The sequence below is a fragment of the Brevibacillus sp. AG genome (assembly GCF_028369215.1).
Classification (GTDB): Bacteria; Bacillota; Bacilli; order Brevibacillales; family Brevibacillaceae; genus Brevibacillus; species Brevibacillus porteri.
In genome coordinates this window covers 84,578-99,697 of record NZ_JAQMYO010000005.1, presented here as the reverse complement: position 1 = coordinate 99,697, position 15,120 = coordinate 84,578, and the positions used below count along the sequence as shown (strand labels likewise).

At 49.6% G+C, this 15,120-nt stretch carries 12 protein-coding genes; 7 read left to right on the top strand and 5 right to left on the bottom strand.

Translation table 11 applies throughout. From position 1 onward, the window contains the following. Positions 1-30 precede the first annotated feature (30 nt). From POF51_RS14390 to POF51_RS14375, 4 genes are all read left to right on the top strand, one after another. The gene (locus POF51_RS14390) at positions 31-2,130 is read left to right on the top strand and encodes a phage tail protein (RefSeq protein WP_271755730.1); all 2,100 of its coding nucleotides are present in this window, start codon (positions 31-33) and stop codon (positions 2,128-2,130) included. A 36-nt stretch (positions 2,131-2,166) separates the two neighbouring features. Then, positions 2,167-3,804, top strand: coding sequence for a hypothetical protein (locus tag POF51_RS14385; protein ID WP_069847652.1), 1,638 nt, complete (start codon positions 2,167-2,169; stop codon positions 3,802-3,804). A gap of 78 nt (positions 3,805-3,882) precedes the next feature. After that, positions 3,883-4,707, top strand: coding sequence for an aldo/keto reductase (locus tag POF51_RS14380; RefSeq protein ID WP_069847650.1), 825 nt, complete (start codon positions 3,883-3,885; stop codon positions 4,705-4,707). 187 nt (positions 4,708-4,894) lie between these two features. Next, positions 4,895-5,641: an IclR family transcriptional regulator gene (locus POF51_RS14375; RefSeq protein ID WP_017250488.1), complete on the top strand. Its 747-nt coding sequence runs from the start codon at positions 4,895-4,897 to the stop codon at positions 5,639-5,641. A 71-nt stretch (positions 5,642-5,712) separates the two neighbouring features. On the opposite strand, the gene POF51_RS14370 is transcribed toward POF51_RS14375, so the two are convergent. After that, positions 5,713-6,678, bottom strand: coding sequence for an NAD(P)-dependent alcohol dehydrogenase (locus POF51_RS14370; protein WP_271755633.1), 966 nt, complete (start codon positions 6,676-6,678; stop codon positions 5,713-5,715). A gap of 180 nt (positions 6,679-6,858) precedes the next feature. Between POF51_RS14370 and POF51_RS14365 the strand changes: the two genes are divergently transcribed. From POF51_RS14365 to uvrA, 3 genes are all read left to right on the top strand, one after another. Continuing rightward, on the top strand, positions 6,859-7,491 hold the full coding sequence (locus POF51_RS14365) for a TetR/AcrR family transcriptional regulator (protein WP_069847647.1): 633 nt from the start codon (positions 6,859-6,861) through the stop codon (positions 7,489-7,491). A gap of 9 nt (positions 7,492-7,500) precedes the next feature. Continuing rightward, on the top strand, positions 7,501-8,004 hold the full coding sequence (locus tag POF51_RS14360; protein ID WP_069847645.1) for a DUF4188 domain-containing protein: 504 nt from the start codon (positions 7,501-7,503) through the stop codon (positions 8,002-8,004). Between the two features lie 275 nt (positions 8,005-8,279). Next, positions 8,280-10,721: an excinuclease ABC subunit UvrA gene (uvrA, locus tag POF51_RS14355; RefSeq protein ID WP_271755631.1), complete on the top strand. Its 2,442-nt coding sequence runs from the start codon at positions 8,280-8,282 to the stop codon at positions 10,719-10,721. Positions 10,722-10,781: 60 nt separating this feature from the next. On the opposite strand, the gene POF51_RS14350 is transcribed toward uvrA, so the two are convergent. The 4 genes from POF51_RS14350 to alr form a co-directional block, all read right to left on the bottom strand. Next, on the bottom strand, positions 10,782-11,105 hold the full coding sequence (locus POF51_RS14350; RefSeq protein WP_069847640.1) for a DUF3892 domain-containing protein: 324 nt from the start codon (positions 11,103-11,105) through the stop codon (positions 10,782-10,784). Between the two features lie 71 nt (positions 11,106-11,176). Then, positions 11,177-11,983, bottom strand: coding sequence for a DUF2785 domain-containing protein (locus POF51_RS14345; RefSeq protein ID WP_271755630.1), 807 nt, complete (start codon positions 11,981-11,983; stop codon positions 11,177-11,179). Between the two features lie 110 nt (positions 11,984-12,093). Continuing rightward, a complete protein-coding gene (locus POF51_RS14340) occupies positions 12,094-13,686 on the bottom strand; it encodes an alkaline phosphatase family protein (RefSeq protein ID WP_271755629.1) in 1,593 nt (530 codons plus the stop codon). A 79-nt stretch (positions 13,687-13,765) separates the two neighbouring features. Next, positions 13,766-14,947, bottom strand: coding sequence for an alanine racemase (gene alr, locus POF51_RS14335; RefSeq protein WP_069847634.1), 1,182 nt, complete (start codon positions 14,945-14,947; stop codon positions 13,766-13,768). Positions 14,948-15,120 lie beyond the last annotated feature (173 nt).

The following is a 15,120-nucleotide window of genomic DNA, read 5'->3' as shown; positions in this document are numbered from 1 at the left end:
GGAACAAACGGAGGAGTGGGCGTGGATACAATGAATCGTTTCTTTTCCCTGAACAATCCGTCCGATTGGCAGCGGGGGGCTTGGTATAACCTTCACGTCTCCAACGAGGGGATCGCGCTGAACAAATCGCCCGAATATGTGATCGATCATGTGCATCAAGCTGGGACGACACATCACTCTCGACTCTTGGATTTTTCCATTGCACGCGTCGGTTCGTTGCTTTGGCTGGATGAAAGCGGGCATATCACGCATTACGATGACAGCAACAACTTCAAGGAGACGGTGTTTCGCGCTGGACGCGGGTTGTTTTCCAAAGACTCGTTTCTCGTCGCTGACGATGAATACGTGTACATTATCGACCCCGAAGCGAGGCGAAAAGTCGGAGCGTATTCCATAGCCAACGGCCAATGCGTTTGGAGCTGGGAAGATGGGGACGGACAGCGGCTTTTTCCTTTGGATGCAGGGGTGGATGAAGAAGGACATCTTTACATCACGACACCCGTGGTCGTAAATCGAGACAACGAACGGAAGGAAATCGCGGCGGGAACACAAGTCGTCGTCCTTCGGCTGAATCGGGCAGGCAAAATAGACGCTACATACGCGCATGCGGAATTGAAAGTAACAGAGACAGCTACACTCCGTGAGATCAGGCGAAGAAGGTTGTTTCGCCTGTCTGTTGCCGAAGCGGGCGAGGCCTATCTATTTTGGGCACAGACGAATCAAGTGTTTCGATTTTCTTCGGAAGGCTCCGATGTGTGCACCCTGGCGATCCCGTCAGGCACCAAGCCCGCGGGATTTGCAGTGGGTCCAGGTCCCATTCTCTACGTGGGTGATAGTCGTTCCATCGATTCGGCTCATGATCATACCCGATTCATTTTGCGTTTTCAACCAACGGGAGAAGCACTCGCGCCACTAACCAACTACCATGGACGAGCAGACAAGCTCGTTTTTGACAATCAGCAACGTTTGTATGTTTGGGACGCACAGAAAAATGTTCTGACCATGTTGAGGCTCGTCTCGCGGACGTCCACCTTGGATGCGACCGGAATACCGATGGGCATCTACTTCTCTCGTGCATTGGATAGCGCGGAATTTGAAACGGTGTGGCATAAATTTACGCTGGATGCAGACATACCGGAAGAAACGCAATTACTCATCTCGACGTTTTCTTCTGATCGAAAAGAGCATGTGATTCATGGAGCCGTACACAACCTGGATGATTTTTTGCTGGCACCCGACATGGACTGGAAAACCAAGCTGCAAAGGACGGCCAATCTATGGTCGGAGCCGGTGATCAACGCCTCAGATGCGTTGTTTCATTCAGCAAAAGGCCGCTATTTATGGCTCAAAATCGAATGGCTCGGTACTGACCGTCACTCCCCGTTGCTCAGGCAATTGCGGATTTACTCGCCGCGCGACACATTTTTGCGGTATCTACCAGCGACTTATCAAAGTGAACCTGCCAGTGCTGATTTTTTGGAGCGCTTCCTCTCCCTTTTCGGGACGTATTACTTGGAGCTGGAGGAACAGATTGATACCATTTCGCGGTTGTTCGATCCTGATACGACACCTGGCGAATTTGTCCCTTGGCTCGCTTCCTGGTTAGGGATGGGCAGGGAAGAGCATTGGACAGAGGCGCAGCGACGAGAGCTGATTCGTCGTGCGCCGGAGCTGTACGCAGAGCGGGGCACTCGTGCGGGCTTGGAAAAGATGGTGGAGCTGTATACCGGGGAGCGCCCGATGATCGTGGAGTATTTTCAAATTAGGGACATGAAGGCGATCCCGGAGCTGCACGAGCTGATCTCTTCCTTGTACATGGATCATCCATATCAATTTTGCCTGATCGTTTCGCAGGAATGCGCGAAAACAGAGCGGGAGCAGTCGGTTCTGCAAAAGATTTTGGAAGATCAAAAGCCTGCTTTTACAGAAGCGAAGCTCATCGTTCTGCGCCCGGGCATCTACGCCGACTTCCATAGCTACGTGGGGATTAATTCTTATTTGACAGAGCCGTCGTTCCTAACGCTTGATCAAAATTTATCCATGCCATACAACACAGTGCTAAGCGGGAAGGACCGCAGCAGACGAATCGATTATGACACGAGGATTGGCCTGGATGCAGAGCTGGAGTAAGAAGCCGAGATTTTTACGCAAAGTGAGGTGTTCGAGATGAAGAATCTGCGTTATTTTCCACATGAACGGAATGTGTATTTCAAAGGGAAGCTGTTGACCGTCAGAGATTTCGAATCAGAACAGCGTTATTTCAATGACAAACGTCGACTTACCAATCGCTTGCTTCACGGGGGTGGAGTGGTATGCGGTTTGCAAGTGATCGCTGTGGACGAAAAGCAGATTTCGGTCGAGGCTGGAGTCGCTCTCGATTATCTCGGGAGGGAAATCGTACTTCCTGAGCCTGTGAAGCTGAAGCTGTCTATGATGGAAGGCTTTAGCAACAACGATTACGCGAAAAATGTGTACGTCTGCTTGTCCTATGATGAAAAAGGCAAAGAACAGGTCTTCTCCGTCTCCGAAACGGTCGAGCAGGAAATGGCTGAATACAACCGAGTGGCAGAAGGATATCGGCTCTTTATCAAAGAGGAGGCACCACATCCTGCTTCCATCGAAGGGGTGCAACTAGTAGAGCAAAGAGTGCTGCTATTTGCAGATCCACAGGTGCGCATCTGGCAGGCGACCCCACGATACGTCAATCCGGGTGAAGTATTTTCCTTACAGTTGCACATTGAGAAGACGGTACAAACGTCGCGTGTGCAATTCCAATACAAGCTGGATGCACCAGGGCTGACAGTCTTGGAGAGCAGTGACGGTAGTGTATCCTTCTTAGAGCCTGTTGACGCGAAAGAGACAGATTACGTCATCTCCATTCCGATCAAGGCTGGCTGGGATCGTGGAACGGTGGAGCTGGCAGTGCTGGGGGGCAAGGCAGAGGTTCAACTCGGCGATCGCTTGGTGCATACCGATCTCGGTTCTGTAGGAAAAATCGAAATCACGCCAGACGATCTGGTAGAGCGTCTCGTGTCCGATTACTACAATCGCAAGCTGGATCAGGTGACACATGCAAACGAACAGCCTTTTCTTTATTTGGCAAAAGTATGCTTGCTGCAAATGAATGCGACCTATGTCATTGAGAAGGTTGTTCCTGTTCCGTTTGGTGAGTACGTGTATACCCCAGCGCTTTTGCAAAAGCTTGCGTTGCGTGCACAGAAGGGAAAGCAAGTCGAGCAAGGGTCCCATGCGGATTCCTTCCGGGTGACCACGCGTGTGAAAGAAATCGCGGCAGGCGATAAGCCGCAGTTTGATGTGAGCTACGATAATCTGGCGTCCGTCTACCAGTTTGAGCTTGGTCTGCCCCGACCCGGAAAGGCAAATGAACAAGTAGCAACTGGCGTGGTGGAAATACCGATTGAGCCATATTCGTCCAACTGGCCGTTTGGAGTGAGGATCGGCAATCGATATTTTTCTGACGAGATCAAGCACTCCCTCGGAAAAGGGAACGTGTATGTCAGTGCAGGAGTCGAGGATTTTCATGCAGATGTGATCGATGAGTTGCTTTCCCAACATGAGCAAGTGATGTACGGGCATAGTAGTGTTTTTGATGATTCAGAGTATGCGACAGATGCAGCGCATTTTGCCGTAGGGGTCATCGTTTATCCGCAGAAAGGAACGTTTCGGATCGGCGTTCAGGTAAAGGGACCTGTTCAGACAGATCGGGCAAGGATCAGGTGGTGGGCGATCAAACCGCTGGCAGCTGAGACAGAGGACGTGGCGTATCAAGATTCACAAGAGTAGCAAGGTTTGCTTCATTCTGTATTTATGCTACACTTTCTTAATGTAAGTACATATCAGCGTTAGACGGGAGGAGATCCAATGGCAACACATATCACAGATCATTCCGTTTTGAACAACGGGGTGAAGATGCCCTGGCTGGGTCTGGGTGTCTGGAAGGCAAAAGACGGAAACGAAACGTTGGCCGTCCGTTCCGCGATTGAGGCGGGCTATCGCAGTATAGACACAGCAGCCATCTACGGTAACGAAGCCGGCGTAGGCGAAGGAATCCGTCAAGCCGGGATTGATCGCGATCAATTGTTCATCACGACCAAGGTGTGGAATGCGGATCAAGGCTACGAGTCAACGCTGAAGGCTTTTGATGAAAGTATGAAAAAATTGAGTATCGATACGCTGGATTTGTACCTGATTCACTGGCCCGTAAAAGGCAAGTACGTAGATACATGGAGGGCTTTGGAAAAGCTGTACCGTGATGGATATGTACGTGCGATTGGCGTCAGTAATTTTCATAGCCACCACCTCGAGGATTTACGCCAACATAGCGAGATCATTCCGGTTGTCAACCAAGTCGAGTATCATCCATTGCTTACCCAAAAAGAATTGCATGCGTATTGCAAAGAGCACCATATTCAACTAGAAGCATGGAGCCCGTTGATGCAAGGAAACCTCGATCATCCTCTCTTGGTGGAATTGGGACAAAAATATGGCAAGTCTCCTGCACAAATTGTGCTTCGCTGGGATTTGGAAAACCAAGTGGTCACGATTCCGAAGTCGATCACACCAGAGCGGATTCGCCAGAACGCAGATGTTTTTGACTTCTCCCTCAGCGCAGAGGATGTAGAAAAAATCACTGCCGTAAATGACAACAAGCGGTTTGGGCCAGACCCAGATAACTTTGATTTTTAAAGGGACAACGATAAGGCATAAAAGGGGAGCCGCAACAGGTCGGCTTCCCTTTTTTTCATTCCTGTCTTTGAGTGGTCCTTGGATTCGCTCTTTACTATGCTTTATTTTTTCGTATACTGAAAAGTAGCATATTCGTTTCATCAGACGAAACGATCGGAACAAAGTAGGAAGCAGGTGTCAAACACTTATGGAAGAAGAACAAAAAGCAAACGTTCGGGCAGTCGATCGGGCTTTGGATATCCTGCTCTGTTTTACAGACGCTACGGATCTGGGCCTGAGTGAGATAGCGAGTCGACTCTCCTTGCATAAAAGTACCGTGCATCGTTTGCTGGCAACGCTGGAGAACAAAGGATTTCTGATACGTGATGTTCAGACGGAGAAGTATCGACTTGGGTTTCGGGTTTGGGAGTTATCCGCCAATTTGTCGCAAAACGATGATCCAGCGATATTGCTGCTGCCGGAGATGGAGCGATTGCGGGATTTGGTGGAGGAAACAATCAGTCTGTACGTGCGGGATGGAAACGAGCGGATACGCGTACAGGCAGTCCAAAGCAAGCAGCCGATTCGCAGGGTGGCGCCAATCGGAGCGCGTATGCCACTCACGGTGGGGGCATCCAGCAAAGTACTTGTGGCATATGCAGAGCCTTTCATTTTGCAGGAAGTCATCAGCGACCCGAATTGGCCTGACTATGTGAACAAGGAGTCTTTTATTGAGCAATTGGATCAAATCAGGAAGCAAGGCTTCGCGACTAGCGTGGAGGAACGGGAGCTGGGAACAGCAGCCGTAGCCGTCCCGATATTCAACCGCAACGGACAATTGGTAGCGTCTATTGCAGCGTCGGGTCCTTCCAACCGCCTGACTCCTGAAAAAATGAGCCAATACGCGCCTTACATCATGGAAGCAGCCTATCGGATGGGGAAAATGATGAAATAACGAAGAAGCCAGTCAAAACACGAAGAGAATGTGTTTTGGCTGGCTTTATTTATTGAACGATCAATGCGTAATCATTGTCGCACGGTTAACACCACGTTTCCTTTCTTATGTCCCAGCTCCACATAAGAGTGGGCCTCCACTGCTTGCTCTAGCGGATAAATGCGATCGATGACGGCACGCAGCTTGCCAGCCTCGATCAGCTCCTTTACATACCTCAAGTCTTCCGCGTTTTCCTTCGCGGTCCCACCAATCACCTTCTTACCGCTCGTCATGTTCGTCCATAAACCGCGAACGATTGGCAGAGGGCTAAAATGGACCGCTCGCAGGTAGTAACCGTTCGGTGTGAGTCGCTCGACGCATGCCTGAAACGGACTCTTTCCGACCGTATCGAAAATGATATCGTAGATCGTATCGTCGTCCTCGAAGTTTTCTTTTGTATAATCGATGATTCGGTCGGCCCCCAACGATCTTACCAGCTCCACATTCGATGTGCTGCATACTCCGGTCACTTCCGCACCGAAATGCTTGGCGAGCTGTACCGCATACGTCCCGACACTGCCAGAAGCACCGTATATGAGCACACGCCTGCCGTGCTGGATATTGCCCTTCCGGAGAAATTGCAAGGCAGTATAGGCACCGACCGGAACCGCGGCTGCTTCCTCAAACGTCATGTTCGCAGGCTTCAGCGTAATACAACCGTTCTCAGGTAAGCATTTGTATTCGGCATACGCGCCGAAGCCGTTTCCGCAGGCAGCATAGACGGCATCCCCCGGTTTAAACTGAGAAACACCACTGCCCGTTGATTCGACCACCCCGGCTAATTCGAAGCCGAGAATCTTGATTTTCCTCGGCTTCCACAGACCATTGAACAGACGTGCCAGGAAAGGATCTGCCTTGCGTAAACGCCAATCCCCCGCTGCGGCAGTTGCAGCATAGACTTTGATTAATACCTCGTCGTCCTTTGGTACCGGCTTGGCGACATCCCGGAGCTGTAGGACATTGGGCGGTCCGTATTGCTCGTATATGATCGCTTTCATCTCTTCGCCCTCCAATTAGCCTTGGCTGTTTTCCTAATTTATACGGAGTCATTTGATTAAAGTTTTCATTTTTTTGAATAGGAGAGCTGATTTTTTGCTTACTTGAATAAAAAACTTTACTCAAGTTAATTTATATACTATTATAAATTTAAAGTAGAAATATGGAAAAAGGAGTTCAAGATGGCAGAAGCATTATCGCTACGCGAGAAAAAGAAAGCCAAAACTAAATTCGCCCTTCTGGACGCTGCCTTGGAGCTGATAGGCGACGGGAGCTTCCGAAATGTCCTAGTGGATGACATTTGCGAACGAGCAGAGGTGTCGAAGGTCACATTCTTTAAATTTTTCCCGCAAAAGGAAGAGCTCTTGATTTATTACATGAGCATATGGCAAGCAGAGTGCTTTGTTGAGTTGCGGAGTACAGGTAAGAGGGGATGGGAAGCCGTTCGGCATATTTTTGCCAAGGTTACACGCGATAGTGAGAAGCAACCTGGGATCATGCTTAGCCTTATCAGCTTTTTAGCCGAGCAACAAATGCACCCGTGTGTCCCACTTTTATCTGATGCTGAATTGTATTTGCGCTTCCCCGAGGAAGAGGAGAGAGAAGCCATTCGAGCTACTGATCTGCATGAAATGTTGCAAAAGTGCGTGCAAGAAGCAGCCGAAGATGGACAGCTTGCCCTTCACTTGTCGGAGGAAGAGGCCGTTATTTTGCTATTCTCGATCTTTTACGGAGCCTATCTGACTGCACATTTGTTTCATGTGTCTGATTATATGGCGTTTTACGAGTTGCACCTCAAATCTTTGATAAGGTAGGGGAGTCAGATGGCAAAAGTAGTTCCGGGGCGTTTTACAGCACAAATGGAAGGACCTTTCGTCGTATTTATCATCGGGATGCGAATCAATCGTAGGCTTGCGGTTCACAAATGGATGCCAGTAGCCAACGCCATGGGAGGCATGATGCGAGAGTTGTATCAGCACCCGGAGCTCGGACTGTTGGGTCACACTTCGCATTTTAATCTGCGTGAAATCACCCAAATCCAGTACTGGCGATCCTATGAGCACTTGGAAAATTACGCGAGAAAAAGCCACAATCATTTGAGCGCGTGGAAGAAGTTCAACCAAGCGGTAGGAACGGATGGAACGGTTGGGATTTTTCACGAGACGTACTTGGTTGATGCTGGAAAATACGAATGCCTTTACGGAAATATGCCTGTCTGGGGATTGGCCAAGGCAGGTGAGCATCTACCGGCAGTGGGAAAAAGGGAGACGGCACGCCGGCGTTTGGGCGGTGAGAACGAGCCAGCGGTACCTTCTCCTACACAATAAAAGCTTGTCGCAAACAAGCGGCCCTTTCTTCTTTTTTGAGCGATGCAGCATTGGACTGATTGTCCAACTGCTGCAAGGTCTAAGGAAGAGAGGGTCGTTTTATTCGAGAAAAACATTAAAGCTCCATGACGTGATGCTTCGTCTTTCTAGCAGTAGTAAAAGGGTCGTTTTTGCAGTAACCTTGGCACTTGCATGAATGTTGTATAGTAGATCAAGCAGGTCGGTCTTCGTCAGCGAAAGGGACTGACATTTCAATCATGAAGGAGGTTTTGTGCATGAAAGACTTGATTCGCATTCGGGGAGCAAGAGAAAACAACTTGAAAAACATTTCTCTCGAGATTCCCAAGCATCGTCTCGTGGTGGTAACCGGACCATCTGGATCGGGTAAATCGACACTGGCACTTGATATTCTGCAACGAGAATGCCAACGACAATATTTGGAGTCCAGTGGAATGTCATCTGAATCACTAGCGAAGCCTCGTGTGGATTCGATCGAGGGACTGTCTCCCTCCATTGCAATCAGTCAACATGTGACCAACCGTAATCCTAGATCGACAGTGGGAACCGTTACAGACATGTATACCTATCTGCGGACAGTCTATGAAAAGAAGGGGGAGAGACACTGCCAGAAGTGTCACGCACCAATAGCATCTGCTGCCAATGGCAAAGAAACAGAAGCCGTCACGTGTCCGGTATGTGCCTATATTCATTTCCCTCTGACCAAAGCAGATTTTTCGTTTAATACGCCCCAAGGTGCTTGCCCGACTTGCAGTGGATTGGGGACGGTCGTCGATATTGATGTCGAAGCCGTGTTTGATGAAACAAAGAGCATTCGGGAAGGAGCTGTTACCTTTTGGTACGAGGCGATTAATGAATATCAGGCCAGCGTGATGGAGGCGGCAGGAAAACATTACGGCTTGTCGATGAATCTGCCTTTGAACGAGTACAACGAAGCGCAGTGGGATTTGCTCAAATATGGCGTGGAGAGCGAGGAGTTTTCTCGACACTTCCCTTCTGTTCAGCCTCCGAAAACGGTAGGAAAGGGAAGGTTTAAAGGTGTGATCACAGGGATGTGGCAACGCTATAAGGAAAAAGACGGACAATCGGGTGAAGCTGCTTACTTTCTGACCCAGCCTTGTCACGACTGCCATGGTGAGAGGTTAAAGGAGGAGAGTCGCCTCGTTACAGTGGAAGGGAGGACGCTGCCGAGCCTATCCAAGAGCTCATTGGAGGAGCTGGGGGATTGGGTGGAGAGTGTGCTTGTACGAGCTGTCCGTGAAGGAGACACGATTTTGGAGGCTGTCCTTCATGATTTGCTCATCAAGATCAGGCGCGTCATCCATGTGGGGCTGGGCTACTTGACCCTCGATCGACAGGCCATCTCTCTTTCTGGCGGTGAAGCACAGCGATTGCGGCTCGCTTCCATTCTCGGCTCTGGCTTGACGGGTGTACTTTATTTTCTGGATGAACCAACATCGGGATTACATCCAAAGGACACGGATGGACTCGTGAAGGTCATGAAGGAGCTGCGTGATTTGGGCAACACTGTGCTGCTCATCGAGCATGACCAACGAGTCATTCAAGAAGCGGATCACGTGATCGATGTAGGGCCAGGAGCAGGACGTTTTGGCGGCGAAATCGTCGGGCAAGGTTCGCTGAAAGAATTGCTGAACCAACCGCATTCTGTCACAGGTCGCTACTTGAAAGAACAGAGAGTGCTGTCGTCCAAAGAGCGCAAGGGAACAGGCGAGTGGATTACGATTGAAGGGGCCACGTTGCACAATTTACGGGATGTGACGGTATCGTTCCCACTGGGAAGGCTGGTAGCAGTTTCGGGTGTCTCTGGCTCGGGTAAATCGACACTCGTCTACGATTTGCTGGCAGCCGCTGCCGAGAAGCGAACGGGAAAAGTAGCAGGATGCCGCGCAATTACAGGACTCGAAGCCATTCAAAGCGTAATAACAGTGGATCAGTCGCCGCTATCACGCATGCAGCGCTCCAATGTCTCCACGTACGTCGACTTGTACACGCTCTTACGCAAAATATACGCTGCCTTGCCCGCAGCCAAAAAGCGTGGTTTGGATGCCAAACACTTTTCATTCAATACGCCGGGCGGAAGATGTGAGCGATGCGAGGGACTGGGGCGAGTGGAAGTGGACATGCACTTTCTATCCAACTTACAGGTCGTCTGCCCGGATTGTCGCGGAAAAAGATTTCGTTCAGAGGTCTTGGAGGTATCGTACCAAGGCTATTCCATTTCCGATATATTGATGCTTAGTATTGAGGAGAGCCTCTCCCTGTTCAGCGAGCAAAAGAAGATGACGCAATTGCTGACCCTGCTGTGTGAGGTAGGACTCGGCTACTTGCAATGGGGGCAGTCCGTGACGACCTTGTCCGGTGGTGAAGGACAACGGTTGAAGCTGGCTAGGGAGCTGAGTGCATCTTCTACAGGTCATACGCTGTATTTACTGGATGAGCCATCGACAGGACTGCATCCAATTGACGTCGAGAAGCTTCATGTCCTCTTGAGCAAATTGGTTGACGCCGGAAATACCGTATTTATGGTCGAGCACAACACAGAATTGATCGGCGCTTCTGACTGGGTGATTGATATGGGACCTGGGGGCGGTAGTTCTGGAGGGAACGTGGTTGCGAGCGGGACACCAAAAGAAGTGGCGGCCACGAAAGAGTCGATTACCGGAAAGTTTATCTACTAATCCAATACGCGTCGATACAAAAAGGTCGCCCCGATTCTGCTGTGGGCGACCTTTTTTCCGTCAAAAGTCAGGCAGACGATCCAAATTGTTTTCCTTGATTCCGTCTGGCTCACTCCGCAGAATGTCTCTCCCATACTTGTGAAACACGTCTACATGAGTCAGCTTGCCAGCCTTTGCATCGTTGAGTGCGGTGATATAGTCGAGCTCACGGCCTGTGTCTGTTTTAAAGGCGATCAAGTCTCCATCGTCGTTTTTCCTGACAGCCACGATTTGCTCTTTTCCTGTATTCGTCAGTGGGCTGTTATCTCCATTTTCCTGGATCGCCTGTTGTTCTCCAGCATTTTTGTAGGCCTCATAAATTTGTTCAAAGCTCCGTTGATCCATGCATCATCCCTCCTCATCAGTAGGGTGCCTAAAACAAAGGAGAACATGCATTCGTTTTTTGCTTTCGGGGACTATGCTCGCTGTGCACTAAGAGGAAGTAAGGTCGCTGCTATCCGCTTATATTTTTCCTGGTCGTGGATGCGATAGTACAGGCTCCGCAAAAAGTTTTTCACATTGATTCGCCCCGTATACGCTTCGATTGTATAGCTACTATCCAAACGATTCGCAAAACTCCGAACCCATCCATCGATATCATTCAAGGAGAGTTCATCACGATTCCAGACAGAAAGGACAGCAGTCACCAAGCGCTCATCTTCTTCGTGCGCATAAACTGATTTCGCCTCTGTGATTGTTTCGCGGATGACTCCGAGAATTTGCTTCAGGTCAGTCTGATCCAGTTCACTGCATTGGGCCAGGTCATCGAGAGCGTCAGCAGCATGAGCGGTAGCATGTGCCCAGCCCTTTTCTTCCACATAGCCTCGCAGGTCTGTTTCTTGCCGTATGTAAGCGAAAAGTTTGTCTTTCACGTAAAGGATCGCTTCTTTGGCGAGAAAAGGATGATTCCGATGCAGGATCAGGATAAGGGGAAGCAATAAAACGGAAAAGGAGCGTGTGAATACCGAGTCAGTCCCACTTTCACCTATGCGATAAAATAAATGCTGGTCGTCGAGTGCAATCGCTAGCAGCTCTTGCAGCTGTTCAGGGGAGAGCACACCTTCCTCTATCCAATGAGAAAACGTGGAATAGATGAGCTCATCACGCAGTTGGGGATCGGGGGAACCGATGTGCGTAACCATTTCGAGCGCCAATTCAAAAGCATGTGGCGGCGCCAGAAAGCTATTCGCCCGAATCGCGAGCAAGGTTTCTTTTAATGACATCTTCTCAGCTCCTTTATTTTCCTAATTTTACAACATTGCTGGAGACGGCGAAATAAAAAGAGAAGAAGGCAGATTTGCCGATACTGCCCTTTCTCTAAAAGCTGATTCGCTCATTCGGTTGTCAGACGCAGCAGCCAGTCTTTCAAGTCGACGATACGCAAAGTTTGGGGCCCCGTGGCGATCCCGGTTACCAGCAGGGGAACGAGTGAATCCACCTCGTGCAAGGAACCGTGTGCTGCTCCGCCGATATGGGTGGGAGAACTTTCGGTAATGAGCTCATGCCCTGGCTGAACAGTAACGACCACATATCTGCCTTCATGCGAATTCATCGCACCGTAGAGCCTCGCCAAAACGTCCGGATATTTCCCATACGTGATCCGGTTCTTGTTCATGGTCATATCGAGCAGACGAGGATCGCCGCTGAAGGTCCATGTTTGCTCATATGGATCGGTAAAGGGACCGTTTGGTTGATAGCTAAACTCTCGGTTGATCTTGCCTGCTGTAACGACAATCTTTTTGTCTTCCTTCCTTGCAAGGATGTCCAGCTTTGGTTCACGCTGCAAACGTTTCACGATATCGGATAACGGAATACGTGAGTCTAGGGCATAAATATAGGCCATCCGTTCGTTGGCCGAAATCACGATTTGGTCAGTGGGTGTGACAGGCTGACTGATTTTGGCTATTTGATAGTCGGTCAATAAGCTGCGCAAGTCAATGGTAGCGGCCTTGCGATCATCCAGAACAGCACTCTGGGCACTGTCTCCCATGACGATCCACCGCGCTTCTTTGAGTGCCTTGTCCCAAGATCCAAATGCATCGAGTACGGCTTGAAGCGCTTTATCCGCTTTTTCAATCCCTTCGATCGTAGCGGGGCCATTCTTATGTACTTCCATATCATTTTCCGGCAAATAGGTGATGGTAAGAGGCGGGAGCTTCTTGTTGGCGATGAGATAGGCAGCCTCCTGCGCGGAAAACTCATCATTCATCCCGTATTTTCGCCAAATGCGCTTTTCACTCTTTTGATTCGGATCCAGCTGGACAAATGCTGCATACGACATCAGTTTTGGTCCGGTCACATTCAGTTCGTCTGGCAAACGCGTGCCGAAATCAATGAGACGGGGGATTTGTAAGGCGTGCGGCGTTTTGCCTCGCCATAGAATAGCATTGATGGAAGCAGTATCCTTGCCTTTTTCCGCCAATTCTTCATGGATGGTTTTCGTATCACGATTGAGCTGGACCAGGTTCAATTGATGAAGGATATCTAGCAGCACTTGGGGCTGATCGATCTTCAGACCTTCTTTGGGACCATACCCGTAATAAATCATCCGCTTTTCCTTGTTGCTGAACCAGGATAATCCCGGTACATGATGCTCATTGGCATACGTTCCTGTAAGGAGCGTGCTGTCGATAGTTACCGACATGGTGGGAAAAGAACTCACAACTTGCGGGTAATAGCGCCCGTTTGCAAGCAAATAACCTAAAGCAGGAGCGCGACCTTGCCGGATCGCTTCTTGAAGTGGTTTGTCCATTAACGAATCAATGAGAATGAGCAGGACAGGCTTTTGCGATTTATTTCTCTCAGCTGAGGGTTGAGCCCTAAGGCTATGCTGACGGATTTGGGAGGCTGAGTCTGGCTTGCAGCTGATCACAGTCAGACTCAGCGCCAACAGGAGAAGGATGGCGTATGTGAATCGCGACTTCATGTTTCCATTCCTTTTTTGCGAATTTGATTTTCCCTATTTTTTGTTTTCGCGGAAAAATTATTCACCAAGCCTGCCTCATTTAACCTTCCGGCAACAGATGAGAGATCTCGACAACCACCCCTTTTTCCAAAAACAAGCGAGGGATGCGATTACTAAGGGTGGCAACGACTTCATAGTTGATCGTCCCGAGCATTTCGGCAATCTCATCGACAGTAATCTCACGGTTTCCTTGCTTGCCGTAAATCACGACTTCATCGCCTTGCTTTCCACTGCCTTCTCCCAAGCTGACCATCATCTGATCCATCGTCACTCGCCCTGCGATCGGCAACCGTCTGCCTCGATACAGAACAAATCCCCGGTTAGAGAGTGCGCGGGAATAACCATCGGCATAACCGATTGGAATCGTCCCGATGACCTCTCCGCGCTTTGCTATGTATGTAGCACCATAACTGATCGTATACGGTGGCGTCAGCATGGTCTTTACATAGGAGAAGCGCGATTTCAAGCTGAGTGCCGGAACGAGCTTGACGCGATTGAGTTGTCGGATATAAGCGGACGGATACAGCCCATACATGCCGATTCCGAGGCGGATCATATCGGCGCTGAATGCGGGAAAAGCAATGGTAGCAGCGGTGTTGCACATGTGTACGGTCGGAAGCTCGAACCCTTTTTCCTTCAGATAACGAAGATATTGAACAAACAACTCGTGTTGCGCTTTGGTCAATGTGTGATCGGGTTCATCCGCAGTGGAAAAATGAGTGAAGATTCCGGTCCATGCAAGGGAAGAGCTTGACGTTAAGGCCTTCACGACTGAAAGCAACCCAGATCTTGTCCGTACGCCCAAACGTCCCATACCTGTATCGATGTTGATATGGATGTTCAGACGATTGGAGAAAGCTGTTGATTTGACAATTTGATCGGCTTTTTTGATCCAATCAGTCTGGAAGGCAGACAGCTCAATATTCCAGGCGACCGCCTCTTTGATACGTGAAAGAGGAGTGAATCCCAGCACGAGTATAGGGGCTACAATTCCTGCCTTTCGTAAGACGATACCTTCTTCCAGAATGGCGACAGCGAGGGAAGTAGCCCCGTATTCGAGGGCATGGCGGGCTACTCCAACAGAACCATGGCCATAGGCATTCGCTTTTACAACCGCCATGATTTTCGTCTGTTTAGGAATATGCCGACGTATCGCTCGAATGTTTTTCTTGATGGCATCGAGATTTACCTCAATCCAGGTTTCGCGAAACAACTGTTTCATCACGAATCCCTCCCTTTTTCTGGGAAACGGCTCCCTCTTCCATGCGTATTCACCGTATCTTCCACTTAAGCGTGGCCTACCGGGAAGAGATAACAAAAAGCAGGCCATGTGTAGAGTGGCCTGCAAACGACAACCATGTGTCTGGCTGGAAACGTAAAAAGAGCAGACTACCG

Excerpts from the sequence above, each read along its gene's own strand:
- POF51_RS14390 (WP_271755730.1), top strand. The coding sequence starts at position 31 with ATGAATCGTTTCTTTTCCCTGAACAATCCGTCCGATTGGCAGCGGGGG.
- POF51_RS14385 (WP_069847652.1), top strand. The coding sequence starts at position 2,167 with ATGAAGAATCTGCGTTATTTTCCACATGAACGGAATGTGTATTTCAAA.
- POF51_RS14380 (WP_069847650.1), top strand. The coding sequence starts at position 3,883 with ATGGCAACACATATCACAGATCATTCCGTTTTGAACAACGGGGTGAAG.
- POF51_RS14375 (WP_017250488.1), top strand. The coding sequence starts at position 4,895 with ATGGAAGAAGAACAAAAAGCAAACGTTCGGGCAGTCGATCGGGCTTTG.
- POF51_RS14370 (WP_271755633.1), bottom strand. The coding sequence starts at position 6,678 with ATGAAAGCGATCATATACGAGCAATACGGACCGCCCAATGTCCTACAG.
- POF51_RS14365 (WP_069847647.1), top strand. The coding sequence starts at position 6,859 with ATGGCAGAAGCATTATCGCTACGCGAGAAAAAGAAAGCCAAAACTAAA.
- POF51_RS14360 (WP_069847645.1), top strand. The coding sequence starts at position 7,501 with ATGGCAAAAGTAGTTCCGGGGCGTTTTACAGCACAAATGGAAGGACCT.
- uvrA (WP_271755631.1), top strand. The coding sequence starts at position 8,280 with ATGAAAGACTTGATTCGCATTCGGGGAGCAAGAGAAAACAACTTGAAA.
- POF51_RS14350 (WP_069847640.1), bottom strand. The coding sequence starts at position 11,105 with ATGGATCAACGGAGCTTTGAACAAATTTATGAGGCCTACAAAAATGCT.
- POF51_RS14345 (WP_271755630.1), bottom strand. The coding sequence starts at position 11,983 with ATGTCATTAAAAGAAACCTTGCTCGCGATTCGGGCGAATAGCTTTCTG.
- POF51_RS14340 (WP_271755629.1), bottom strand. The coding sequence starts at position 13,686 with ATGAAGTCGCGATTCACATACGCCATCCTTCTCCTGTTGGCGCTGAGT.
- alr (WP_069847634.1), bottom strand. The coding sequence starts at position 14,947 with ATGAAACAGTTGTTTCGCGAAACCTGGATTGAGGTAAATCTCGATGCC.